At 47.6% G+C, this 26,355-nt stretch carries 23 protein-coding genes; 15 read left to right on the top strand and 8 right to left on the bottom strand.

Features of this window, described 5'->3' with window-relative positions:
- Together rfbA and H6797_00195 are read right to left on the bottom strand one after the other, a co-directional pair.
- Positions 1–855, bottom strand: coding sequence for a glucose-1-phosphate thymidylyltransferase RfbA (gene rfbA, locus H6797_00190; GenBank protein USN96610.1), 855 nt, complete (start codon positions 853–855; stop codon positions 1–3).
- 20 nt (positions 856–875) lie between these two features.
- On the bottom strand, positions 876–2,282 hold the full coding sequence (locus H6797_00195; protein USN96611.1) for a sugar nucleotide-binding protein: 1,407 nt from the start codon (positions 2,280–2,282) through the stop codon (positions 876–878).
- Here H6797_00195 and H6797_00200 point away from each other — a divergent pair.
- Positions 2,281–3,096: an endonuclease/exonuclease/phosphatase family protein gene (locus tag H6797_00200; GenBank protein USN96612.1), complete on the top strand. Its 816-nt coding sequence runs from the start codon at positions 2,281–2,283 to the stop codon at positions 3,094–3,096. The genes H6797_00195 and H6797_00200 overlap by 2 nt on opposite strands.
- Here H6797_00200 and rfbB read toward each other — a convergent pair whose 3' ends face one another.
- Positions 3,097–4,107, bottom strand: a complete 1,011-nt coding sequence (gene rfbB, locus H6797_00205) for a dTDP-glucose 4,6-dehydratase (protein USN96613.1) — start codon at positions 4,105–4,107, stop codon at positions 3,097–3,099.
- A 70-nt stretch (positions 4,108–4,177) separates the two neighbouring features.
- Positions 4,178–4,690, bottom strand: a complete 513-nt coding sequence (locus H6797_00210; GenBank protein USN96614.1) for an NUDIX domain-containing protein — start codon at positions 4,688–4,690, stop codon at positions 4,178–4,180.
- Between the two features lie 23 nt (positions 4,691–4,713).
- Here H6797_00210 and H6797_00215 point away from each other — a divergent pair, with 23 nt between their 5' ends.
- Positions 4,714–5,151: an adenylyltransferase/cytidyltransferase family protein gene (locus H6797_00215; GenBank protein ID USN96615.1), complete on the top strand. Its 438-nt coding sequence runs from the start codon at positions 4,714–4,716 to the stop codon at positions 5,149–5,151.
- A gap of 3 nt (positions 5,152–5,154) precedes the next feature.
- Here the strand turns inward: H6797_00215 and H6797_00220 are convergent, their stop codons facing one another.
- Positions 5,155–5,595, bottom strand: coding sequence for a GNAT family N-acetyltransferase (locus tag H6797_00220; protein ID USN96616.1), 441 nt, complete (start codon positions 5,593–5,595; stop codon positions 5,155–5,157).
- A 125-nt stretch (positions 5,596–5,720) separates the two neighbouring features.
- On the opposite strand from H6797_00220, the gene glmS reads away from it, so the two are divergent.
- From glmS to H6797_00255, 7 genes are all read left to right on the top strand, one after another.
- Positions 5,721–7,547: a glutamine--fructose-6-phosphate transaminase (isomerizing) gene (gene glmS, locus H6797_00225; GenBank protein USN96617.1), complete on the top strand. Its 1,827-nt coding sequence runs from the start codon at positions 5,721–5,723 to the stop codon at positions 7,545–7,547.
- 60 nt (positions 7,548–7,607) lie between these two features.
- Positions 7,608–9,212: a hypothetical protein gene (locus tag H6797_00230; protein USN96618.1), complete on the top strand. Its 1,605-nt coding sequence runs from the start codon at positions 7,608–7,610 to the stop codon at positions 9,210–9,212.
- A 78-nt stretch (positions 9,213–9,290) separates the two neighbouring features.
- Complete coding sequence (locus H6797_00235) at positions 9,291–10,415, top strand: hypothetical protein (GenBank protein ID USN96619.1); 1,125 nt, start codon at positions 9,291–9,293, stop codon at positions 10,413–10,415.
- A 61-nt stretch (positions 10,416–10,476) separates the two neighbouring features.
- On the top strand, positions 10,477–13,320 hold the full coding sequence (locus H6797_00240) for a hypothetical protein (GenBank protein ID USN96620.1): 2,844 nt from the start codon (positions 10,477–10,479) through the stop codon (positions 13,318–13,320).
- Between the two features lie 55 nt (positions 13,321–13,375).
- Positions 13,376–13,750: a hypothetical protein gene (locus H6797_00245; GenBank protein USN96621.1), complete on the top strand. Its 375-nt coding sequence runs from the start codon at positions 13,376–13,378 to the stop codon at positions 13,748–13,750.
- 89 nt (positions 13,751–13,839) lie between these two features.
- On the top strand, positions 13,840–14,457 hold the full coding sequence (locus H6797_00250) for a transposase (GenBank protein USN96622.1): 618 nt from the start codon (positions 13,840–13,842) through the stop codon (positions 14,455–14,457).
- Between the two features lie 172 nt (positions 14,458–14,629).
- On the top strand, positions 14,630–14,974 hold the full coding sequence (locus tag H6797_00255; GenBank protein ID USN96623.1) for a hypothetical protein: 345 nt from the start codon (positions 14,630–14,632) through the stop codon (positions 14,972–14,974).
- A gap of 668 nt (positions 14,975–15,642) precedes the next feature.
- Here H6797_00255 and galE read toward each other — a convergent pair.
- Genes galE through H6797_00270 form a run of 3 tightly spaced genes read right to left on the bottom strand, consistent with a single transcriptional unit; the run spans position 15,643 to position 19,219 of the window.
- Entirely contained in the window at positions 15,643–16,656 is a 1,014-nt protein-coding gene (gene galE / locus H6797_00260; GenBank protein ID USN96624.1) for a UDP-glucose 4-epimerase GalE, read from the bottom strand.
- On the bottom strand, positions 16,653–17,783 hold the full coding sequence (locus H6797_00265; GenBank protein ID USN96625.1) for a glycosyltransferase: 1,131 nt from the start codon (positions 17,781–17,783) through the stop codon (positions 16,653–16,655). The genes galE and H6797_00265 overlap by 4 nt, the downstream gene beginning before the upstream one ends.
- Positions 17,783–19,219, bottom strand: a complete 1,437-nt coding sequence (locus H6797_00270) for a sugar transferase (protein USN96626.1) — start codon at positions 19,217–19,219, stop codon at positions 17,783–17,785. The genes H6797_00265 and H6797_00270 overlap by 1 nt, the downstream gene beginning before the upstream one ends.
- A 59-nt stretch (positions 19,220–19,278) precedes the next feature.
- Between H6797_00270 and H6797_00275 the strand changes: the two genes are divergently transcribed.
- The 6 genes from H6797_00275 (at position 19,279) to H6797_00300 (ending at position 26,349) form a co-directional block, all read left to right on the top strand.
- On the top strand, positions 19,279–20,583 hold the full coding sequence (locus H6797_00275; GenBank protein ID USN96627.1) for an O-antigen ligase family protein: 1,305 nt from the start codon (positions 19,279–19,281) through the stop codon (positions 20,581–20,583).
- Complete coding sequence (locus tag H6797_00280; GenBank protein ID USN96628.1) at positions 20,564–20,908, top strand: hypothetical protein; 345 nt, start codon at positions 20,564–20,566, stop codon at positions 20,906–20,908. Before H6797_00275 ends, H6797_00280 begins: the two co-directional genes overlap by 20 nt.
- Positions 20,909–20,924: 16 nt before the next feature.
- Positions 20,925–22,649 (top strand): serine hydrolase, encoded by a 1,725-nt coding sequence (locus tag H6797_00285; GenBank protein USN96629.1) that lies wholly within the window; start codon positions 20,925–20,927, stop codon positions 22,647–22,649.
- 42 nt (positions 22,650–22,691) lie between these two features.
- Positions 22,692–24,476, top strand: a complete 1,785-nt coding sequence (locus H6797_00290) for a serine hydrolase (GenBank protein USN96630.1) — start codon at positions 22,692–22,694, stop codon at positions 24,474–24,476.
- A gap of 89 nt (positions 24,477–24,565) precedes the next feature.
- Positions 24,566–25,837 carry an ATP-dependent Clp protease ATP-binding subunit gene (locus H6797_00295; GenBank protein USN96631.1) on the top strand — a complete coding sequence of 424 codons (1,272 nt, stop codon included), beginning with the start codon at positions 24,566–24,568 and terminating at the stop codon, positions 25,835–25,837.
- 77 nt (positions 25,838–25,914) lie between these two features.
- A complete protein-coding gene (locus H6797_00300) occupies positions 25,915–26,349 on the top strand; it encodes a DNA methylase (GenBank protein ID USN96632.1) in 435 nt (144 codons plus the stop codon).
- Positions 26,350–26,355 lie beyond the last annotated feature (6 nt).

Below are 26,355 nucleotides of genomic sequence, written 5' to 3' on the forward strand. Positions count from 1 at the left end.
TTAAAGAGACATCAGGTAATTACCGTAGCCAGATTTTTTTAGAGGCTCAGAAAGTCCGACAAGTTGCTCTTTGGCAATGTAATTTTCATGATAGGCAGTTTCTTCGGGACTGCCGATGATTTGACCGGTGCGTTTTTGAAGCACCTTCACGTAGTCGGTCGCGTCGGTCATGCTGTCGATGGTACCCGTGTCTAGCCAGACGTCACCGTCGTTTAGTGTGGTGACTTGGAGCTTGCCACGCTTCAGGTATTCGTCATTGATACTGGTGATTTCTAGTTCGCCACGCTCGCTTGGTTGGATGTTTTTGGCGATTTCTATGACGTCGTTGTCGTAGAAATAGAGGCCCACAACGGCGTAGTCAGACTTCGGCTGAGTTGGTTTTTCCTCGATTGAAATAGCCTTGTTGTCTTCGTCGAATTCGACCACGCCATAGCGTTCAGGGTCGGAGACTTGGTAGGCAAACACAACACCGCCGTCAGGATCGGTGCACTTTTTTAGAGACTCACTTAGTCGATGACCATGGAATATATTGTCGCCGAGTACCATGGCAACTTTGTCGGTACCAATGAATTCTTCGCCGATGATAAACGCTTGGGCAAGGCCGTCCGGCGAGGGTTGGATTGCGTACTGGAGGTTGATGCCCCACTGTGAACCGTCGCCGAGCAGGTTTTGAAACGATGCTTGGTCTTCGGGCGTCGTGATGATCAAAATGTCGCGAATACCGGCAGACATGAGCGTGGTGAGTGGATAATATACCATCGGTTTGTCATAAATAGGCATTAATTGCTTGCTGATACCTTTGGTGATAGGCCAAAGTCGTGTACCTGAACCACCTGCTAAAATAATTCCTCGCATTTTGTAATTCCTCCGTAGACCTACTGTTTTTCTAGATATTCCCTAAGCGCTTGTTTCCACTCGCGTGGCGTGAAGCCTGCGGCCTTTATTTTACCAAGGTCGAGCGTACTTTGTAAGGGGCGAGGAGCGACACCTTCTTTGCCGGCGTAATATTCCTCGGTTGTGACTGGAGTGATGTCGTTGCCCGATTTGCCGACAAATTCATATACCTCTTTGGCGATGTCGGCCCAGCTGGCTGGCTCGCCTTCGTTTGACAAGTTATATGTGCCATAAGAGGCGTTGCTAGTAAGCAGATGAGAGATTGCTGCAGCGAGGTCTTGCGTGAAGGTGAGGCGACCGATTTGGTCGCTAACGACGCTTGGTTTTACGTCACGTTCAGCCAAAGACTTCATGGTGAGTACGAAGTTTTTACCGTCGCCGATGACCCAACTGGTACGTAGTAGATAGTGTCGTGGCGTAGTGCTGACGATTAGATCACCCGCCGCTTTGCTTTGCCCATAAACACTAAGCGGTGAAAGCGCTTCGTTTTCGGTGTGAGGGTCTTGTGTGCCGTCGAATACATAGTCGCTAGATACGTGGACGAGCGTAATGTCGTTTTCGTTGCAGATTTTAACTAAGTTTGTGAGCGCGGTGGCATTTGCGAGCCATGAGTCTTTGCGGCCGTCTGGAGTTTCGGCGAGGTCAACGGCTGTATAAGCAGCAGCGTTGAGAATAGTCCCGTAATCACGCCAGCGTCGACCTGTGATAATTGCAGGGTCACTCATGTCAAAGGTGTCGCGGTCAACTTGCTCGGCGTCAGGAAATACTGCAGAAAGCGCTCGGCCGAGTTGACCGTAGGCGCCGACAATCAGGGTCTTTTTTGGTCTGATAGGTGTGGCATCTTTGAGTGACGGGTGGTTTTTGTCTTTTTCGGATACCTCGCATTCACTGAGCGGAATTGGCCAGTCGATACCTAGTGTCTCGTCAAACATGCTGACATTTGAATATTGTGCATCTGCCGACCAATGGTCGTTTACTAGGTAGCTATAGACGGTTTCGTCTTCGAGAGTTTGATAGCCATTAGCAACGCCACGGGGTACGAAGACGGCTTTGGTTGGGTCTACTTCGGTTGTAAAGACTTTGCCGTAGGTTTCGCTGCCCTCGCGAATGTCTACCCAGAAGCCAAAGATTTTGCCTGACCCGAGTGAAATAAATTTATCCCACGGTTCGGCATGGATGCCACGAGCAACACCGCGCTTGTCGTTGAACGAGAAATTGTTTTGTACTGGTTTTAGGTCGGGCAGGCCAAGTTTGAGCATCTTTTCGCGTTGCCAATTTTCTTTGAACCAGCCACGGTTGTCGCCGTGGAGTATGAGGTCGTAGACGACGAGCCCTTTGATGGGCGTTTCTGTTACTTTTAGTTCTTTTTTAAATTCGAGTTCTGACATGAATTCAGTATATCACCTAGTGGTCAACTACCATGGTAAGATCGTAGGTGTGAAATTGAAGGTAGTTTGTCTGAATTTGATGCACGGCGGCGAGCTGTTCGAAAATGTTATAGATTTTTTGAATAAACAGGAAGCGGATATCGTGCTGACGCAAGAAACGTACAGTTGCGAAGACCCAACGGTTGAGCGACAGTATCGTACGATGCAAACTATGCCACAGCTACTTGGTTATGACTATGTGCACCTTGCGCCGACATATCGGGACTTTGACAGGACTAACGGTAGGGCTCAACGGGGCAATGGTGTATTTTCAAAATACCCTCTAACGCCAAAAGAAACGGTGTTTTTTGACGGAGAATACTCCGAAGATTATCGCGACGTGCCCGGACAATTTCAAAACTGTCCGCGTAATTTGGAGCATGTCGTGCTACACACTCCAGCAGGTGATGTTGATTTATTTAACATCCAAGGCGTTTGGGATATGGACGGCGACAACTACAGCGAGAAGCGCCAACACATGGCGCAGACTGTCATAAGGGAGATTGAAGGTTTAAAAAGAGTGATATTGGGTGGAGATACCAATGCCAAGCCGTATAATCAAGCAATTATAGAGATTGATCAACACCTGAAGAGTGTGTTTGGTAAAGACGAGCTAATAACGACGTTTAATATGAGGCGTAAAGATAACCCAGGTTATGCATCGGCCGTGGTGGACATGATATTTGTCAGTCCTTCGATACAGGTGGTCGAAAAAAGCTGTCCGGACGTTGACGTGTCGGACCATTTACCACTAGTTGCTACGTTAGAGATTTGATTACTGCCCTTGTTGAGCGTATTTGGCTTCGACTTTGGCTTTTTCGGCTTTCCACCATTCGTCGTTTTGCTTGTACCAGTCAATAGTGGCGAGTAGACCGTCGCGCATACCGCCCTGGTCGGTGTATTGTGGTTGCCAGCCGAGTTCGGTGCGAAGCTTGGTACTGTTCATAGCGTAGCGCATGTCGTGGCCCGGACGGTCGTTGACGTGCTCGTACCAGTCGGCACCCTTACCCATGAGTTCGCATATTAGTTCAATGACTTGCTTGTTGTTTACGTGGTCGTTGTCGGCACCGATGATGTAGGTGTCGCCGAGTTTGCCTTTATCAAGAATTAGATGAACAGCAGAGTTATGGTCGTCAACATGGATCCAGTCGCGGACTTGTTCGCCCGTGCCATATAGTTTTGGTTTGATGTCGCTTAGGATATTGGTGATTTGGCGCGGGATGAATTTTTCGATGTGTTGATATGGTCCGTAGTTGTTGGAACAGTTGCTGATAGTTGCCAATATATCGAAACTTCGAATCCATGCACGGACTAAGTGGTCGGAGCTAGCTTTGCTAGCAGAGTATGGGCTAGATGGGTTGTATGGCGTTTCTTCTGTGAAGCGATTTGGGTCGTCTAGCTCAAGGTCGCCAAAGACTTCGTCGGTGCTGACGTGGTGAAGACGTTTGCCGTGCTTGCGCACCGCTTCGAGTATATGGAAGGTGCCAATGATGTTGGTATTGATAAATGGCCATGGGTCGTTGAGCGAATTGTCGTTGTGCGATTCAGCGGCAAAGTGTACGACGATGTCGTTGTTGCCGACAAGTTCGTCTACAAGTTCCTTGTCACAGATGTCACCTGTGATGAAATTGATTTTTTCAAGAACATCCTTGAGGTTATCCGGATTGCCGGCATAGGTTAGTTTGTCGATGACGGTTACATCGTATTCGGGATGGTTTTTGAGCGTATAGTGCACGAAGTTCGACCCGATGAACCCTGCGCCGCCGGTGATAAGCATCTTTGTCATGACAATAGTATATCGCTTTTCAAACAACGTCGTCCATTGTAGAAAACAGCAAATTTTAATAATGTGATAACTACAACAATTCTTTAAGCATCTTGAGGCCTCGTACTGCCGAGGGGAAATAGACTTTATTTAAGTCAATATCCTCAAATGACATGAAGGACGCCGAAGCGACATCGTCCATTGGATTCAAGGTTACGTCATCTTCAATACGAGCCCAATACATACACGTGAGAACGGGTATTGCCTCGCCGCCATATTCGTATTGATCAACACCGCTCAGTAGATAAGTTAGGTCGGTATATTGGTTTTTGTTGATACCGATTTCTTCGGCAACTTCTCGTTCAATGGCTTGTTCGAATGTTTCTATGTCGCCGTCGAGAAAGCCACCGGGTGCGTCAAGCAGACCCTTGCCAGGCTTGATTGCCCGTTCGACAATCAGGACTTCATTTTTGCTATTAACTAACCAAATAGCGGTTGCCGGAGATGAGTTTGCGAAAAGGATATGGTCGTTCGTACATTTGTAAACGTGATTATTAACATGCTGAAGTGAGGCACCACAACGACGGCAAAAGTTCATTTCCATAACTTCATTGTATACTGAGTGACATGAAAGTAGTTATTGTTAGCGGATTTTTTAATCCTTTACACGGCGGTCATCTGGACATGGTAGAGGCTGCGGCACTTATGGGCGACAAACTCATCGTAATCGTGAACAACGATACGCAACAAATTATTAAAAAAGGGAAAATAATTCTAAACGAACAAAACAGAGCGCGGTTAGTAGGTGCACTGCGCATGGTTGACGACACAGTGATATCGATTGACGAAGACCCAACGGTCATAAAGACACTACAGATGATTGCCATTCAGCATCCTGGAGATGAGCTGATATTTGCAAACGGCGGCGATAGAGATTCAGAGAAGGTAATACCGGAAACGCAAGTATGCAAAGATTACCACATACAGATGGTCATGGGCGTAGGCGGCACGGAAAAATCAGACTCCTCTACGAGAATCAATCAAGCGAACGGTCACGAAAAGTAGTTTTTAATCTTCGCGAAAGTTCTTTTTGAACACATTTGTGTCGCGGATTTCGGCGCCGCGGTTAAGGTAGAAGTGTTGCGCGGCTATGCGCGATGAACGTGAGGTGAAGTGCAGTTCGACGTCTCGCTCGACGCACCATGCGCCCATTTCTTTCCAGAGCGCACTTCCCACACCTTTAGTTTCAGGATCGGTGACGAAATCTTCTAGGTGCGCTTTGCCGCCAGCGCCCGCCCCCAAGATGAGGCTAAGTGTTGCAGCGCCAACGATACGTCGGGTATCTTCGCGTGCCACTAGCTGATCATGGTAGTCCGACTCAATAATGGCACGCAGGCGTTCTTCGGGGATAGGGGTGCTTAAAAAAGATTCGCTCAAAAACGGCATTAATCGCCCAATGCCTGCGGCATCTTCTGGCGTATACGCTCGCAATCGTTCAACGGAAATCATAGAGGTATTTTACCACGACAGACGCTAGTTTAGTTGTAATATTCACATTTTATTAAATTTATAAAAAAATGTTACGATAGGAATATAAGCATGACGAACATTCATGCGCCGAAAGGATTGAATTCATGTGCGGAATCGTTGGCTATATCGGTGACAAGGAAGCCCAGCAGGTGCTGCTGAGCGGTCTTAAGCGGTTAGAATATCGAGGCTATGACAGCGCGGGCGTGGTGACGATAAACAAAAAAAGGGCGGCAACGCTTCTTCGCGAAAAGGGAAAAGTTGTCGAACTAGAGAAGAAGGTAGCAACTCACAAAACCAATGATCGGGTAGGCGTAGGTCACACTCGCTGGGCGACGCACGGCGAACCGAGTAAACGAAATGCGCATCCGCACGAGGTGGGCGATATTTACTTGGTGCATAACGGCATCATTGAGAACTATCAGGACTTGAAGGATGAACTGACGAAGTACGACTACCACTTTAAGAGCGACACGGACACCGAGGTGCTGGCGGCACTTATAGACTACATGCACCACGATGCCATTAGTTTGCTCGATGCAGTGAGCGGTGCCCTGGAGATGGTGGTGGGTGCGTATGGTATAGCCGTACTAAGTCGTAAGAATCCTGATGAAATTGTAGTGGCACGAAAGGGTAGTCCGCTGATTGTGGGAGTGGGCGATTGTGAGGTGTTTATAGCGAGCGACGCATCGGCACTTGTTGGTTATACGGATCGGGTGATTTATTTGCATGATGGCGAAATTGGTTTGTGTACACGGGATGGTGTACAAATGTATGACATTGAGGCGAATGCAATTGAAGCGGATGTCGAAAAGCTAGAGCTAGATATGCAGTCGATTCAAAAGAAGGGTTTTGACCACTTCTTGCTAAAAGAAATTCACGAGCAGCCGGAGAGCTTGCGGAGTACACTTAGCGGACGCGTGAATACTAAGTCGGCGACAGTAAGACTGGGTGGTCTAAATATGACTAGCGAGGAGCTGAGGCAAATTGAGCATGTGATGGTGATTGGTTGTGGTACCGCCTACTATGCCGGACTACAAGCAGGCTACCTAGTGGAGCAGGTGTTGGGCGATGTGACATTTAGCTCATATATTGCAAGCGAATTGCGTTATAGGTCGTTTGTCGTACCGAAAAATACAATGGCATTGATTGTGAGTCAGAGTGGTGAGACGGCAGACACACTTGCATGCCTACTGGAGCTTAAGCGTCGCGGAGTGCGAACTTTGGGTGTGGTCAACGCTGTTGGTAGCACTATTGCTCGAGAAGTGGACGGTGGTGTATATGTACATGTAGGTGCAGAAATCAGTGTGGCAAGTACCAAGGCGTTCACGAGTCAAGTAGCAGCGATTTTGATGTTTGGCTTGATGGTGGCGCAGGCAAAAGGCTTGGGTGCAAAAGAGATATCAGGCTATATACGCGAGCTGGAGTTGTTGCCGACTGAAATAGAAAAAGTCATAGAGAACCATGAAAAGGAGCTTGAAAAGCTTGCAGGTAAGTACTCACACTATGAGCACGCATTGTACGTGGGACGCGACACGCTCTACCCTGTGGCGATGGAGGGAGCGCTGAAGCTCAAAGAGGTTAGTTACGTGCAAGCTGAAGGCTACGCTGCTGGCGAGCTTAAGCATGGTCCGATTGCGCTAATCGATGATCGATTTTTTGAAGTGTTTTACCTGCAAGACAACTGGCTATACGAAAAGTCACAAAGCAGTCTGATAGAAATGAATACGCGTGGAGCGCACATGATAGTGATCACTGACACCACCAAGCGCATATCTGCCGAGCATGTAGTGCGGGTGTCGACGAAGCTTGAGTTACTCACACCACTGGTGTTTAATGTGCTGTCGCAGCTGCTTGCCTACTATGTGGCGGTGGCGAAAGGCAATGACGTGGACCAACCGCGTAATTTGGCCAAGAGCGTGACGGTAGAGTAGAGCGTTTGATCGCCACCGTCAGCTTTATTTTTTGTACCATTACGGTTATGCTATAGGTATATGCGGAGGCTAATTCTAGCGATCGTTGTATCTCTCGTATGGGTGGCGGGTAGTCATACCGGAGTTGCTAATGCATTGTCGTCGGGCGACAAGCTCCTTGTTAGTGCAGATAATACCTTTTACGTATATGTGAAGGCTGGTGAAAAGCTGAGCGTTGCTTTTATTCGTTCTCAATATTACGAGGTTAATATTAATATGCTGCGCGTAGATGTTAGCATTACGGTAGATGGGCCGGATGTTAAACAACAAAAGTGTATTGCAAAAAGAGATATAGCTGTTGGTAAGGGTTGTGTATTTAAGCCCGTGACAGCAGTGAAGACTGGTATATGGCGAATTAATTTTACACCCGCAAAGGGTGCGAGGCCCTTCGAAGAGGTTTCACCAACTGTACGTTGGGGAAAGAATCTATTTTCGTGGGATATTACAGTTACGGGTAATAATGGTGAGCAACACGGGCGTATGTGGACAGAAGGGTATGCTACGAGACAGTCAGATCCAAACCAAGCCGATGCTACTAATGATTTCACATACTACTATGTTAGCGAAGACGGATATATATATAAACAAACAGAGAATCAGTACAATGGTCAGGTTTCAATTTTATCGGCAGATTCGATAGGAATTCGCAAGGATGGGGGTTGTATATCAGTGTATCAAAGTACAGAGGTGGAGGATAAAGACTACACGCCAGCATTGGGTAGCTGCGGCGATAAATATAAGTTGTTTTTTGAGCAACCAGCTGGTGATTTGCCAACCAACTCCGTCCGTTGGGATGGAACCAAAGATTGGATGCTTCCCAATGTTGGTCACCCAGTAATCAGTGAGCTTCACTTCATACCGGACGGCTCCAAGGATCAGCTTTCGGGCAATATAACGTTTTTCTTGCACAATTTCATAGGTCAATACCAAGTCAAGGTAGACACCGATGGCGACGGTAGTTTCGACGGACAAAACGACGTGACGCTCAACGAGCAGATGAGCGGTTTGTCGAATGATTTATTGCGTATACCTTTTCAGGGCGTAGATAAAACGGGCGGAATTATATCGCCATCGAGCAAGATCGGTATAGAAGTTGTAATCACAAGGGTTGCAGAGATTCATTTTGTAGCCAGTGACGTTGAGGGAAGAGGTGGGATTGCTGTTACCCGACTTAACGGTGATAATGCTCCGACGACACGACTGTGTTGGAACGATGCTGACCTGGTGCCAATAGCGGATATACGCTTCACTACGACAAATGTTGATGGACGAGATTGTCCTGAGAGTGGAGGCGGTATACATGGATGGGCATATGACAATTACTCATGGGGAAACGGTCGGTATATCGACGATTGGACATATGCAACCGCCAAATTAGATGGCAAAAATACTGTGACGTACCCAGAATCAACTACGGAAGCAATTGCAAAAAAGCAGAGTAACTGGCTACCGGCAATACTTGCCGGTGGGGCCGTAGTACTGATTGGTTCTGTCGTGGTAGTTGTTGTGATAGTTCGACGCCGAAAAACACCCCCACCAGTTGCGCCGCTAGCGCCTCCAGGCGTGCAGTCGACGGGGTCGCAAGAGCCAACAAGTGAACAGCCGTCGGACCTTGATAGGTACTAGATATTTACGTAGAGTAGAGGATTGATTTTTTATCAATTTTATGCTAATATTACATCTGTTAGTTAGCAAAATATAAACATGTCAAAACCTGAAGAAATGCTACCGCCGCAAAATGAGCCCGAAAGTGCTCAACTTGACTACGTAGAAGAACTGCCCGATTTAGCGACTATACAAGAGCGGCACCCTGATTGGCCAAAGCTTGAATTGTCGTTTTATTTTGCGCCCCATGGCAACAACAAGGACATGGAAGGTATAGCGCCTCAATTAGCAAAGGCAGACATTTTACTCTATGAAGAAGTTGTGGCGCATGAGGATGATGTCGCAATTCGGTACGAGAACTTAGATGATTTTAATAAGCTTTCTGTTAATCCTGCTGTGAGTCTGCGCCGCGCAATGAGAGACGGCGAAGTAAGCGGGTCGTCGTATGAGCCGCTATTAAAAGGCATCTATAAGTCAAAAAAAGCAATCGGTTTGATAGATATAGGCGACACTAATTATGAACGAGAATTAGTGCAAGAAATGCAAACTTTGTTTGACCAGTCCTGGATAAAAGGAATGGAGTATTCGGAAGCTTTGAGTGCGTACAACGAAACTTGGGCAAGGATGGGTGAACTGATGCACCAAAGAGAAGTGTTGATGGTGGAGAAATTTGAAAAAGAAATCGACCGAATACTATATGCACGACCGGATTTGCTAAAGCGCGAAAACGTAAGGATCCTTATTTCAATGGGAGCGGGCCATACGACGCTTCGTCACTTGTTTCGACAGGCTGGTATGCGGTCTGAACGGAACTTTTCTGCCGAGTCGCCCTATACATTTAACTACCTTAACGAGCTAATAAGGACGCATATGTTTAATCGCGAACCGTCTGAAAGGCTTGTGAAGCAAGCGTTGACCGAAAGTATTCTAAGTAGGTCGCTCGATGAAATGCGAGAGAATTTTTCCATACGCACAGACGACGACGACACCTATAAACGAAGGATTGTTTCGTTGCTGACAGACGACGAGCTAGAGGGTGCTTATGAAGCGTGGAGTGAGCATGCTAATTTACGTGCGTACTTTGATAACGTGCTCCAGCGACACGACGTAGATCACCTAGCTAGAAGCGACAAAGAAATACGCGAATTTATAAAAAGGCCCAAGAAAACTGCACGGAATCTGGCGAAGATTGCTTTGCGCGACTTGTTTCGTAAGGGCAAGTAAAAAGACCTAATTTTAAGCTGCTTTTAACACAATTTTTACTTTCTGTGTATAATGGGGGGTAATGAAAGTTTGGAACGCGAGGAGTATTGTCCTTTATTTGTCTGTTGCTATGGCTCTGTTTACAATTGCTTTGTTACCAAAGTTGGTGAGTGCAGACGCACTGTCATGGACAAACAATTCTCCGGTAGTTGAGAGCGTAAAAGATGCGAGTAGCGATTGGAAATGGCGAGATTTGTGCCAAGCTAAATACAATACAGCCGCCGCGACAACTATAGACGTAGTGGGTACCGGTGGTCAGCCTACGCCAAAAACTAACTGTGTAATGGGTGAGGACGAAAATTATCAGTTGTTTAGTTACAACAACTTCCATGGCCTGGCTGTAAAATTTGTTGGCGACAAAGCCTCACATGCCATAAATGGGATTACATGCACGTACTCATGTATTTATATGCCGAGCAGGGATGTATTAGCTGTGGTTAGTCACACTACGTACATTGGCGCCGGTCAGATAGACATTTACAAAAACTTTGTCAGTAAGTTGAAGCTTCAGGGTGGTGAGAATGTACTTAATAATCATTTTTATGCCGTAGGACAAACACAACCTGACCAGACCATTAGTAATGATGCTGGTAGTGGGGCGCCAGGCTTTTTGGGTGTAGCTAAGCATATGCAACACTCACCAAACGACAAGTGGTTGGTGGTGGAATTTGTAGGTCTGGGGTTGGTACGAATAGATATGGATACCATGCAAATGGTGAAGTTCTCTGATTGGAAAACCAACTACACGATAGGGTATAGCCCAACTATAGAATTCAACATTACTAACGACGGTCAGCATGTTGCCGTGCTTGGGCAAAATACATTAAATTCCATCTATGACATTTCAGGTAGTTGCGGTAATGTGTTGCCGGATAACGCGATATACGCTGACCTGGTAAAACTACAAGATACACCGTGTCCTGTGGTCGAAGTTGTTCACGGACCAGATATTGGTAATGGCGTAATTGATCGTCCGAATGCAATGTATCAGCCAAAATTTAGCGAAGATAGCGGCGAGATTAGCTTTTACGCGACATCGTATGATAGTGCGATTGTGCCGAAATATGTGACTTTGCGGGCGGCGAATTATATTGGTCCACAGCCGTTAGACTACCTGGCTTTGGGTGATTCGTATTCGAGTGGTGAGGGGGACACTACGAAAAAGACCGACGGAACGAAGTATTATTTACCAGGTACTGATGTCGCTAGCGATTATGCAAATGGAGTCCCGGAAGAGAAGTGTCATATTAGTAGCAGGTCGTATCCATTTTTGCTACGAACCTTAAGTGGGATTGCTGATGACAAGATGAGGTCAGTCGCCTGTAGTGGGGCAGTTGGATCGGATATTTATGGGTGGTCGAGTTCGTTTGATGACAATGGTCATTTCCTCGGACAATACGAGGATGGTAAGCCAAGGCTTGCGGGTTTACCAAACATCAAGCAGCTACAAGACCAGGCAAGAAGCAACTTTACACCCGGTCGTATACAGCAGATAGAGTTTATAGAGAGGAACAAACCAAAAGCTACTACACTTAGCATCGGGGGTAACGATGTGTTATTTGGCGAAATCATTAGGAGCTGTGTCACGAAGATAGGCCTAGATAGTATTTGTGAGTGGGCTCAGAGCAACCAGAGTGACCCGGGCGCTCCAGGTCTAAAACGACTGGGTGAGATGATAGGCGGAGAGTATAGCGCTCTCCAAAACTTGTACATGCAACTCAAAAACGCTTCACCCGAAACGAAAATATATGTATTAGGTTATCCGCAATTCATAGACAGCTCATCATCCCACTGTCCAACAAATTTTGGTCTAAATCAGACAGAGAGACAGATGATTACCGAAGGGGTTGCTTACATGAACCAAGTCATTAAGGCGGCCGCGAATGCTGCCGGTGTGTACTACGTGGATATCGAGAATAGTCTTGGTGGCCACGTATTGTGCGGCTCAGAGGCTTCGTATGTGAACGGTACTGCAACGGGTGTCATTGGCATGATTGCACCAAATATATATGAGCAACAGGAGGCCTATCATCCTGACGCCGATGGGCACTTGGCCGTATTTAAAACGATAGGCTCCGGCCTTAACGGCCAGACGCTAACCTCTTTTGGTAATTGCAACCAAATAATCATATGCCCAGCTTCAAACCAAGCAACACAGCCGCCAATCCCTAGTTATTTTAGGATTAGTCCGACCATCGACACGATTATTATTAAGGCTATTAATTTCGTAGTGTCCGCGGGTAAATCTATAGGTGACGGCATTACCTCAATCGTCAAAAGCCAGGTGCTAAATATTCACTCGCCCTCACGTTATTTTGCCGCCGGTAGTAATGTATCTGTAAATATTTACTCCAATCAGGTTAATCTCGGTACGCTTGTTGCGAATGAAAATGGTAGCATAGACGCCTCGATAACGGTTCCGTCTGGTCTTGAAGCAGGTTACCATACGATTATCTTCACCGGCACGACATACTCGGGTGACCCTATCGAGTATACGCAGATTGTCCTCGTGCAAGGTTCTAATCCCGATGATATCGACGATGACGGCATAATTGATAGCAAAGACCCTTGCCTGTTCGTTACTGCTAGTGGGGTTGATGGTGACATGGATGGTATAGATGACGCATGTGATCCTGTGCTCGGAGACACGCCGCCCGCAACGCCTGTTACTACGCCAACACCAGCGCCTACGACTCCGTCACCTACGCCAACTCCTTCCTCCGCTCCTACACCAAGTCCCAAACCAAGCCATCATGGTCATGGTAAGTCAAGTATATTGTCATTTGTTAAGTTTATACATAGTTTAATAGTGTCATTTGTGAAACTTGTGTTGAGTGTCGCAAGACACGCGCTATTTAGATTTTAAAACCAACCAGTAAAAGAACGGGCGAAAGATTTATTTTGCTATACTGATAATGTTTATGGTAAGACAAAAGACAAAACAGACTCTTCAGGCGCTCGAAAAGCGCGCAACCCTAGAGAGTGGTAGGTCTGCGAGTAGAAAATTAGCACGAAGCACGCGCAAAAGCACCAAACGCTTTAGGTGGGGGATAGTTGTTGTTGCAGCACTAACAGTTTTCATAATTAGCTGGATTTCTGGAATTTTTTCTTGGGGTGTAAAATACGTTGAATGTCAAAAACCGCCAACATCCATAACGTCGCCCGGACTGTGGTCGGGCTCGTCGATAGGCGTTCCTCAAGAGCCGGGTGATGCCAACTATGGCCCTGGAATTGGAAAAACGTATACATGTACGGCAAAAAAGGATATGTATCCAGACAATTCACCACGACGGTAAAGAGTTTAGTCTTAGTGTGTTAAATTTTGGTACAAGAGGACGTTCCTCCTAAGGTGTAATTTCATACCAGTTATAGTACAGTGAAAAGTATGCCGTCGCGAAATGTCATAAAAGAACAAGCCCCAGAGTCGTACTATCATGTGTATGCCAGGGGTTCGAACAAGCAAAAGATATTTCTTGAAGCGGCTGATTATAAATATTTTCTCAATCTCTTTGAACGTTATCTGTCTGACGAACCGGCAATAAGTAAGACTGGCGAGATTTACCCCCACTTCAAAAACCAAGTTATCCTCCTCACGTATTGTCTCATGAGCAACCATTTTCATCTGCTTATGTACCAAAAGGACATCCCCTCGTTGGAGAAATTTATGCGCAGCCTGATGACGAGCTATAGTAGGTACTTTAATCTGAAATACAAACGTACTGGCTCGCTGTTTGAGAGTAGGTACAAAGCGTCGAGAATTGACAGCAATTCGTACTTGCGGCACATCACCAGGTATATTCACCTCAACCCCAGACGATGGCAGACTTATAGATATTCAAGTTTAAGGCATTATGCCGAGCCTGCCGAAGCGCCCGACTGGATAGACCCAAGGGTCATATTGGAGGTTTTTGACGACACCCACCAGTACATGGAATTTGTAGCTGACTATGAAGAGCTGCGGGATGAAATAGCCGACCTGAAGCACCAATTAGCCGATCGGTGATAAAACTGACAACGTTACTATCTGTTAGAGGACAGTCCTCTAAGTAACATAGTCCATTTGTGGCGGTTGTGAAATTTATATTGAGCACGATTAGACACGCACTATTTAGACACTAACTGGGGTTAAATCCATAAGGGTTTTACTTTGTCACATTTGGTATACTAAAAAAGTTATGGTAAGAAAAAAACCGACAGCTGAGACACTTAGTAGGCTCGAATCAAAACCCACTAAGGGTGTGCCTATTCGTAAGCAAAAGGAATCATTAAGTGAGGTTCGGGCGCGGAGACAGTTGGTCTGGCTGGCGTGTTTATTGGCTGTCATTGTTCTAGGGTTTATCACAGGGATGATTCAATATACAACTAAATTGGCAGTCTGCGGGGAGCCGCCATTGACACAAAGCCTTGTCGTCGAGGGCGGTAGTCCAGTTTTGCATCCAGGTGAAGAAGGCTATGGACCAGGACTTCTCAACACATACTACTGCAAAGATGAAGCAAAGAGAAAGTTTGGTACGGACTAATCTGATCAATAGCACCATATATTTTGATTTTATATGAAACAAGAAAAGCATAGATTTAGCACCACGGCGGCGTTAAGCGCTGGTTGTCTTGTGGTACTTGCGCTTGCCTGTAGTTATAACGAGGGTTTAGTAAAGCAAAACGACGCTTATCTCGCAAGTAAGCAATGGGGTAGTTATGACTATGGCGTTGAACCGACGTATGTAATAGCGATGGCATGCATTGCTATATTTGTCATGGCCTTCACGGCGCTCTTGCTACTGAGGAAATCGGAAAAGCAGAAAAGAAGTAACGTAGGAGTATTGGTTTTCCCTGCGATACTACTACTAATAATTAATGCTTTGTGCATGTTAGACCTTTTGCTATCTAGCTGGTCAATTCCTCAACGATGCGGGGAAGGGTTCGGGCTGGGAAACTGTTTTTTGTTCGACGGACTGGGTACAATCTTTTACTACGCATCAGTCCCTCTCTTCTATTTGATTGCTGTAATCTTGTTGGTGCTGAATCGGAAATTTGGGACAAAACAGCGGAAGCTTCGGAGGTTAAAACGGAGTGACGTACCAGGAATTCTATAGATTAGGAATCACTGTCGCCAGCTAAAGTGTATGATCTTGTATATCTTGGTGACGAGCACTGATTTGTTGAAGTGTTTTGCAAAAGAGGTAATTAACTACTTCGAAAACCCGTCAGGATTTTGCGATTGCCAGTTCCAGCTGTCGCGGCAGGCTTCTTGGACGGATAGTTTAGCTTGCCAGCTGAGCTCGCGCTCGGCTTTGGACACGTCGGCGTAGCAGGCGGCGATGTCGCCAGCGCGGCGTGGCGAGACTATGTAGGGGACTTTTTTGCCACTGGCTTCTTCGAATGCATGGATTAGCTCGAGGACTGAGGTGCCACGGCCGGTGCCGAGGTTATAGACTTGAGCGCCTGGTCGCATGTGAGTGAGCGCCGCAACGTGCCCACGGGCGAGGTCGACCACGTGGATGTAGTCGCGTACGCCAGTGCCGTCGACCGTGTCGTAGTCGTCGCCAAATACAGATAGTTTGTCGCGCTTGCCTACGGCAACTTGGGCGATGTATGGCATGAGGTTGTTTGGAATGTCTTTGGGGTCTTCGCCGATCAGGCCGGACTCGTGCGCGCCGATGGGGTTGAAGTAGCGCAAAATGGTTACGGACAGGTCATCGTTGGCTATTACTGCGTCGCGCAAGATTTCTTCGCACATGTATTTGGTTTTGCCGTAGGGATTGGTCAGGTCGATGCCGACGGGTGAGTCTTCGGTGAGTGGCATGTGCTCGGGCGTGCCATAGACGGTTGCTGATGAACTGAAGACGACTTGTTTGACGTTGTGTTGCTGCATGACTTCTAGCAGCGTGAGCGTCGAATCAAGATTGTTTTTGTAGTAGAGCAGAGGCTTTGCAACTGATTCGCCGACGGCTTTGAGGCCGGCGAAATGAATGACGGCATCGAACGAATGTTCGCTGAATATCTTGCCGAGCGCATCGGTGTCGCGGACGTCTACTTCGTAAAAAGGAATTGTGTTGCCTGTGATTTTTTCAACCCGATACAAGGCCTCAACACTACTGTTGATTAGGCTGTCGACGACAACGACATCGTAGCCTGCGGCGATGAGTTCTATGACGGTGTGAGAGCCTATGTAACCGGCACCGCCAGTTACGAGAATGTTCACGCACGGTCTCCTGTGTAACTGTCGCGCACGACTTTGCGGATTTTTGTTATGAAGAGAGATTTGTCGAAGCGCTTGGCTTTGCGACGGAGGGTTGCTGGGAGGAAGTTGATAGCTTGAGCGTCGCTTATGGCGGTAGCTACGGATTCGACAGTTTGATCGCGGAAAAGTATGCCGCTGACGCCGTCGTCGACGATGTCTTTGGCGCCGCCACGGCCAAGAGCGATGACTGGCGTGCCCGCTGCAAGTGCTTCGGCGGCAACGATACCGAAGTCTTCTTCGGCTGGGAATATGGCTCCACGAGCACGATTGAGTGCTTTGGTGACGGCTTCGTCAGACGCGTCGCCATTGCGGTCGGTATGGAACTCGACTTTGGGCCCAGCTAGCGAGATCAAGTATTCGTGCTCGCTACCACTACCAAATACTTTGAGTGGCACTTTGAGCTCGGTAGCGGCTGCAACAGCTAGGTCTATACGCTTGTAGTGGACTTGGCGGCCAAGAGCAACGTAGTAGTTGCCGCGAGTACGGGCTGGTTCGAAACGGTTGACGTCTACTGGTGGGAATATGACGGTGGAGTTGCGGCCGTAGTACTTTTTGATGCGGTGCTGCACGACAGTACTGTTTGCTATGAACACATCAACGTTTTGAGCCGCCTGGTAGTCGGCTTTTTTTAGTGGCGGTACAAAAATCGGCATAGCTAGGCGAATGAGCCAATTGAGTCCGCCAAAGCCTGGGTCGCGCTTGTAATCGTTGTAGTGCGACCAATAGTAGCGGATGGGTGTGTGGCAATAGCAGATGTGTATTTGGCCGGGGCGAGTTTTGCGCACCTGCTTGGCTTCGGCGCTAGAACTGCTGATGATAATGTCGTATTCCGACAAGTCGAGAGCGCGGAATGCCTTTCCGCGCAGGTGAGGGAAGAATTTGTGCAGTCGACGCATAGGGCCTGTGAGATTTTGCAGATAAGTGGTGCGGACGTCGAGGCCGGCAAATTCAGGCATGTTTTCGGGCACGAATGTACTGGTATAAATCGGTGCGTCGGGAAAGGCTTCGTGTAGTGCCAAAACGACTTTTTCGGCACCGCCCATGTTGGTCAGCCAGTCGGCGACGATAGCGATTTTGGGTGCGGCCATTATTTTGCTCCTGTACGTCGGAACACGACAGCGATGGTTTTGAAAAGTATTTTAACGTCGAGCCAGAATGACCAGTTTTGAGCGTAAAACATTTCGAGTTCTATGCGCTCCTCGAATGACAGGCTACTACGGCCAGATACTTGCCAAAGGCCGGTGACGCCGGACTTGACGCTGTGTAGTAGTGCGGTTTTGGCTGGAGAAAAGTTGGCTTCTTGCGGCAAGATAGGGCGTGGTCCTACGAGGCTAAGGTCGCCACGAATGACGTTAATAAGCTGAGGTAGTTCGTCGAGGGAAGTTTCGCGTAGGAAGAGGCCGAACTTGGTGACGCGCGGATCGTTGTTGACCTTGCGGACTTGCTCGTATTCCCGAGCTAGGTCTTCGCGACCCATGTTGCGAAACTCTTCGGCGGCGTCAACTTTGCCGTATTCTGGTCGCATGCTGCGGAATTTGATCAGGTCGACGGGCTGGCTGAATCGACTGAGGCGTTTACTGACGTAAAAGATTGGGCCAGGGTTGAAGATTTTTTGCAAAACAAGGAGCACCACAAAAACCGGTGACAAGATGATAAGAGCAATAAGCGCGATGACGCGGTCAAAGATACTCTTCATGATTGCGCCCCAGCCAATCAACGGCGTCTGGCTGACACCGATCATAGGGTAGCCGAGGAAAACGTCGACTGTGTTTTTGCCACTATAAAATTCTGGCTCGCCCGGTATGAAGTTGTAGCTGATGTGGTTTACCTGTGCGGCACCGAGCACTTGCTGGTTGCGCTCTGCGCTGTCGTATAAATCAGTTTGAATGATGGTGGTGATACGGAGATCGCGTACCTTTTTGAGCGCTTCTTCGACTGTGGAAAAATGGTGGACATCTAACCCGCGGGGGATGTATTTGGCTGGTCCTGCAAGGGCGACGATTTTGTAGCCGCTTTCGGCGGTGTTGGACAAGTTTTTGGCAATGTCGCGAGTGGCGTCGCTGCTACCGATGACAAGAACTCGACTAATACCGTGGCCAAAGCGGAACATAAGTTCGCGGACAAGGCGAAGGATTTCACGCTCGAGTAGGAGTAACAGAAATGATCCGGCTAGTGCATAGACGGCAACGAGTCGGGCGGGGAAGATGTGCTTTTCGCTGACATATTCCCAGCCGATGACGACAAGAATGCCAATGAACGCACCGAGTAAAATACGGCCCCATTCTACCAGGCGACGAGTGTAGGTACTGGGCTGGTACATGCCGAGTGCCGCAAAAAGGACGATCCATATAGGCACGATGACTAGCGATGCTTGCAAGTAATCAATGGCATAGACGGTGTTTAACAATGGTCGATGGTCGAAATGTACGCGAATGACGTAGGCCAACGTGAACGCAGCCAGTAGTGTGAACATGTCGACGAGGACAAGGATCAGGCTGTAGTACTTGGTGTTTTTCGACGGCATAATATATGTATCGCTATTATAACACCTTGAGCCAAGCGACATGGGGTATACTTAATTGTATGAAGCATAATCTCGTTGAGCGAGTGCTTGTCGGAACACTTTTGGTGGTTGCCGCGGGTATTGTGATACATGCGCCATTAACCGTATGGCTGGGCACTGTATGGCCTCACCAAGTGCAATTTATAAAGGCCTGGAAAGAAGTGTTAATGGGCGTGGCGTTGGTGTTGTTGATTGTAGCGGCGACGCAACGTAAGCAAATTTCGACGCTTCTTCAGGATCGACTGATGCAACTGGCGCTCGTGTATGCCGGGCTGCACTTTGTACTCGTAGCTGTGTATCAGAACGGTTTGACACAAGCTGGCGCAGGGTTGTTGATTGACTTACGATTTGTACTGTATTTCGTGCTGGTGTATGGTGCTCTTAAACTTTACCCGTGGTATCGCGAGCTGTTTGTCAAAGTATTTGCCGGCGGGGCTGTTGTGGTGCTGTTGTTTTCGGTGTTGCAACAGTTTGTGTTGCCGCGTGACTTTTTGACGCATATTGGCTATAGCAAAGACACGATCTCACCCTACTTATTGGTAGACGAGAATCCAACGTTTGTACGAATTAATAGCACGCTTCGGGGGCCAAACCCACTCGGTGCATATGCGGTAATTGTATTAAGTTTCCTAGCGGCGATTGCCATACGTGGCAGTCTGAAACGGCGCGATTGGGGCTTTTTGGGCATGGCTGCGCTAGCGGCAGGACTGACGCTGGGAGCGAGTTATTCACGAAGTGCTTTGATAGGCGCCATTGTGGCGCTGTTAGCCGTCGTGGCTGTGTCTGTGAGCAAACGTATACGACAAAAATTTGGTTGGTCGATTTTGGCGGCAACGCTCGTTGTAATCGGCGGGCTTTACGCGCTACGTGGCAGTGAATTTGTGACGAATGTAATATTGCACGACAACCCTACCACTGGTGCGTCGGTTGACTCTAACGCGGGGCACCTTAGCTCGGTAGTCGATGGTCTGAAGCTAGTTGCAAGTGAACCGTTTGGCAACGGTGTAGGTAGTACTGGTTCGGCGTCGCTTGGCGGTAGCGAGCCACTTATCATTGAAAATCAGTATTTGTTTGTAGCACATGAAGCCGGCTGGATCGGACTTGGTTTGTTTGCGTGGCTATATGTAGAAATAATGAAGCGATTGTACCAACGACGACGATCCATGTTGGCCCTTGGTGTGTTTGCTAGCGGCTTGGGGCTTGCGGTAGTTGGTTTGTTTTTGCCGGTATGGGTCGACGATACGGTGAGTATAGTGTGGTGGGGTTTGGCGGCTATTGCAGTGACTGGTCCAATAGGGGGGCATCGTGCGCGAAAGGGCAACTAAAAAACAGCAAGAATTGTTGCAGTTTATCGGTGACTTCATAGCCGAGCACAACTATGCACCAAGCTACCGCGAAGTTATGACGTCGTTGGGGTATAAGTCTGTGTCTACTGTAGCCGTGCACGTAGACGGATTAATTACAAAGGGTTTCTTGGTGAAAAAAGACAAGTCTGCCCGTTCCATACGACTGGCTTCAGAGGGACCTGAGACGGAAGAAAATACGCATTTAGCGTGGTTGCGTACGGAAATCATGAAGCGTGAAACTGCAGGTGCTGCCGACGAAGAGCTGGGCGTGCTTCGCCAAGCATTAGAGTTTTTGGACGTCTGATACTATAATGTCCTCTATGAGGCCATTGCGCCTAAAACGGCACGGAGAGTATTTACGTCAACATTGGCGAAGGTTAATCGTATCTGGTTTTAGTACGATTACATTGCTATTAATTGTTGCGCAGATGGCGTACCCCGAGGACAATTTATCACTTTATGCGATGGTTGACGGGGTTGATGTGGGTGGATTGTCTAAGAGTGCAGCGAGTAATTTACTCGACAATAAATACAAGCAGCTGCCCATTAATTTATATTTCGGGAAAAATGCTGACGCTTATAGGCAGCCGAAGCCGGGTGATATAGGTCTAACAATTAGCAGTCAGCCAGAAGTCGAGGCTAAGATGTATCCGTTTTGGTTGCGGCTTGTTCCAACTTCGTTATGGTGGGCGCACTTTGTTGCGCAGTCTGCGCCACCACACTATACGCGCGACAACACCAAGGCTGAGTCGTATGTTAAAAAAGAGCTAGGAAAGTTTTGTAACGTTACGCCACAGAACGCGTCGCTGACGTACAAGGACGATAAATTACGAATAGTACCGGCAGTAGATGGCGGCACATGTAAACTTACGGACGTCACGAAGTCGCTTCAGAGTGTAAAACCGCTACTTAAAAAATCAGATGTACGATTTGCTATGCAGCAGAGTCCAGCCAAGATCCATAATGACGTGGCGAGTGACTTTGCTAAGAAGCTGATGGACAAAACGAAGAGTGTTTCTATGCAAGCTGCAGGTACATCGGTAGCGATTCCGCAGCCGACTTTTTTGTCGTGGCTTGATTTCAAGGCGCCGGACAGCGGTATAGTAGCGACGATTAGTGCTGAACGAGCAAGTGATTACTTGGCGAAAAACGTGGCGCCAAAAGTGACAGTCGCGGCCGGTACGACCCATGTGACGACGGTGGACTTTACGGAAACGGGTCGCTCACAAGGCCAGTCGGGCCAGGTGTTTGATAGCCAGGCGACGATTGATTTGTTAAATCAATGGCTAGGAGGATCGAGCGTTGAGCTCGTGGCAAAGGTTAAAGTAGCGGCACCTGTTTTGTCGTATTCACGTAGCTATACAGCTACAGATACCGGTCTTTCGGCACTGATAACTCATTTTGCTGAGTCGCATAGTGGCGTATACGGTGTGAGCTATGCAGAGCTGAGCGGTCAGCACCGTCATGCGGGCTACAACGACAGTAGGATATTTGAAACAGCCAGCACGTATAAGCTATTTGTGGCGTACGGTACGCTTAAAAAAATTGAATCTGGCGAGTGGCATTGGTCTGATCAGATACAGGGCGGGCGCGATCTGACGAAATGCTTTGACGACATGATTGTATTGTCAGACAACGACTGCGCCAAGACGTTGCTCGTTAAAATAGGCTACGCTCAGCTGACGCATGAACTCCAGGTGATTGGTTTGTCGCATAGCTCATTTTTGAACAGCTACATTCAAACGACACCGGGCGATTTGGTAACGTATCTTGGTATGCTTGCGTCGGGCCAGCTATTGAACCAGTCGAGTACTAATACACTTATTTCGGCAATGAAGCGCAATGTTTATCGCCAAGGAATACCGTCTGGCACTAGCGCTACCGTGGCAGACAAGGTTGGGTTTTTGTACGCGCTTTTGCATGATGCGGCCATTGTATACAGCCCCAAGGGAACATATGCGCTTGTTATCATGACCGACGGCAGTAATTGGGGTACGATTGCCGACTTGACTCGTCAAATTGAAAAGTGGCGAGAAGACAACTAGGGTTGTCTAAAAGCACAAGCATAATCTATACTTGAAACTGATATGAACTCACTTGAATTGAACTATTGGTTTAAGCAGCACTGGAAGCTGGTGTTAGTAATTATTTTTTCAGTTTTATTACTGGGAGAGACGATATTTCAGATTGTTTATCCGGGGAGCCGATTAATCCCGGGGACGCGTTTGGATGGAGTTGACATAGGTGGTCTACGAAAAACAGACGCTGCCAGTAAACTCGACGCTGATTATGCTGATTTGAAACTTGATATTTATTTTGGCAAGAACCAGGCGGCATTCCAGTCGCCAAAAATGAAGGACGTTGGCATAGGTGTGGACAACGGCGCGCGTGTTGACGCCATGGACTATCCGTTTTACTTACGATTTATACCGGGATCGATATTTTGGGCTCCTGGGCTAGAGAAGCCGGGCGACATTGCATATACCTATGACAAGAACAAAATAGCCGACTATACGACCAGTAAGGTTGGTTCCGACTGTAGTATTCCACCTCAAAACGCAACTTTGAAGCTGATAGATAGCCAGTTGCAAGTCGTCGCCTCGATTACCGGAGGTAACTGTGACATCACGTTGTTTCAGCAGGCTTTAGCAAAGATTCAACCGAGTTCGAATGAGGTAAATAGCGTACGAATTTCTATAAACGAGACACCAGCACCTGTCACGGACGACATGGCGCGCAACCTTGCTGCTACGCTCAATGCGCGGCTAGCAAACCCTATGCCGATTCAGGTTGATACGTCGACTGACACGATTCCGGGCCGTGTAGTAATGAGTTGGCTCGACTTTACGGCGAACGTGCCAAAACAATCAATCGATAATAGCGCAAATCAACAGGCAAGTCTGGATTTCAGTGTTAATCAGCAACGCATGGAAGATTACTTAAAGCAGGGAATTGCTTCAAAGTTGGTAGTTCAGCCTGGGGTCAGTAAAGTTAGTACAAGTGACTTTAAAGAAACTTCCCGAGTAAACGGCGCTAATGGGCGAGAGCTCGATATGCCAAAGGCTGTGCAGTCGGTCATGGATTATATAAATGGCAAGAATCAAAAAGCGATTGGTGCAACCAGCGTCGTGGGACCAACTACCGTCTACAAACGCAGCTATTCGCCGACAAATGAAGGCTTCTCGGCACTGTTGGCACAATATGCACAGGACAATCCTGGAACTTGGGGATTGGCTTTTACGGAATTGAGTGGCGTGCGTCATCCGCGAAGTGCTTCATTTAACGGCGATGTAAAGATGAAATCTGCAGGTGTCCATGCGCTTTACTTGGCGTATACATACCTTATGCAGAAAGCAGCCGGCATAGCGCGGCCGGTTGATGTCATAAGTGGTGATACGAGTGCTCAGGAATGTTTCAAACTGATGTTGCAGCAGTTCGACGTGGCTTGTACGCGAGGTTTTTACAATAAGTTTGGCTATGCCACAATCAACTCACGAGCAAAAGAAATCCCACTGACAAATACTGTTTTTGCTGGTGACGATACGATGACATCTGCTAATGATTTGCAGAAACTTATGGTTGGTCTCTTTAAGAACACGATTGCTCGTACGCAGGACGGTCAGAGCATACTAAGTACATCGGGCATCAACCGCAAGAGCGATGGTATACCTGCCGGCTCGGGCGGTATCAGCGTTGCTCATGTCGTAGGTGAGTCTGACACTGTACACAACGACACGGCAGTTGTGTATGACAGCAACTACGGTAGTTATGCACTTACGGTGCTTTCGGATGGATCGTCATGGGACAAGGTTGCTGAACTGGCGCAAAAAATCCACGACCTCAAGATGGTGAAGATTCCACTGCAGAACTAACGCACTGTAGTATTGCACAAAACACAACATATTTTTGCTTGACATTATACTCATGTTTACCCCAATATGGAGGAACATAGGAGGTAGCCATGGAAAAAGCGAATAGGCACGAGAAGCGCAAGGAAGTTGAAGGCGTAGATGTTGAAAGCGAGATGGCTACGAAGGCCCTTTCGTTAATGAATTTTGATGTAGTTTCACGCGGTGATTTAAGGCCGCACAAACACATCGAAGAGGGTATGAATCATGCAATCATTGGTCAGGAAGATGCAGTCAACGAAATAATTCGGGCAATAAATCGCGAAAAACTTCGTGACCCAACCCTACCGGTAACGACCGTTGCATTGCTTGGTCCAACGGGCACAGGCAAGACGGAGTTCGCCAAGGAGTTGGCTCGTCAGCTTCATCCTCAAGGTGGCGGCTATCTAGAGATCAATAGTGAGTCGTATAAGTACGGGCATAATATTTCTAGCTTGATTGGTTCGCCTCCAGGCTATGTGGGTTCTGAAATAGTACCTGCGTTATCAACCAAGGAATTAAAGAAACCGTTGAATGTTGTGTTGTTTGACGAAATTGAAAAAGGGTCCTTGGAATATTGGGACATTGTAATGCAGGCGATAGGTTCGGGCAAAGTGCCGCTAGCGAGGGGCGGGCATGCTGATTTTACGAACTCCATCATCATTCTCACCAGTAATCTTGGTGCTTCCGAAATGGCAAAGAAATTACGAGTGCAAAAGTTTGGGCTCCAGTCTGGTGACTCGGCAGAGCCAAACAAAAAAGAAATTGAAAACGAGGCTATTAAGGAATTGAAAAAATATTTTCGGCCTGAGTTTATCAACCGCATAGACCGTAGTATTGTGTTTAATTTTCATTCTGATGAAAACCTGGCTCGTATACTTGAACGCCATATCGAAAAGAAGAACAAGACATACATGGAGCAGGCGGGTGTATCGCTCGTGTTAACACCGGAAGTGCTCGATGCGCTGGTTGCAAGCGCCGAAGATCGTCGAGAAAACAATGCTCGCGCGGTAATACGTAAGTATAAAGAAGTGATTGAGAGTGAGTTGGCGGAGTTCGTTAACACGGGTGGTGTAAATAGCGGAGAGTGTGTTTATGCTACGCTTTCGCCCGACACGCCTGAGACTGCTTCGCTTGCGGAACGAGTAGACTGGAGAAAGAACGAGATGCCACATGTCACAAAGCATATAAAAAAATTGCAGGCAAAGGCTGAAAAGGCGAAGGAAACTGCCAACCTCCCGGCAGTGATAAATAGTAATCGTGCTATTAGTTTGGCGGCAGCGGCTGGTATTGCGGCGTTGTTTGTTGGTGACTATCTAAGTTCTCGACGTACCAGGCGCGCATAGTATAAGCGTCTGCAAGCTTTCTCACCGACGATTCATAAACTATCCTCGATAATATATGTAAAAGAGAGGAGGTAGTAGTGAAACGTATTGTTACCGCCAAAGATCTTGGACTTACGATAGAACGCAAAGAACACACACTTTTTAAATGGTTTTTAGCTTCGTATTTGTTCGGAAAACGCATACAACAAGGTGTAGCTTGGAAAACCTGGCAAGTGTTTATGGAAAAGGGCATTGATACGCCGCAGAAAATCGCTGCTCAGTCATGGCAGCAACTGGTAGGGTTGCTCGGTGAAGGCCACTATCGACGCTATGACGAGTCGACAGCGCATAACTTGCTAGACATGTCGCGTGCGCTTTTGCGTGATTATCATGGCAACTTGCTGAATATGTACGATGGGTGTTCGGATGAAAAGGAATTTGTGAAACGTTTACAAAAATTCAAAGGCGTCGGACCCAAGACGGCAGAGATATTTATGCGTGAGGCCAGACCGGTGTTGTTGCGAACAGTGTAGGTGAGT

The sequence above is a fragment of the Candidatus Nomurabacteria bacterium genome, from assembly GCA_023898645.1.
GTDB lineage: Bacteria > Patescibacteriota > Saccharimonadia > Saccharimonadales > Saccharimonadaceae > UBA2112.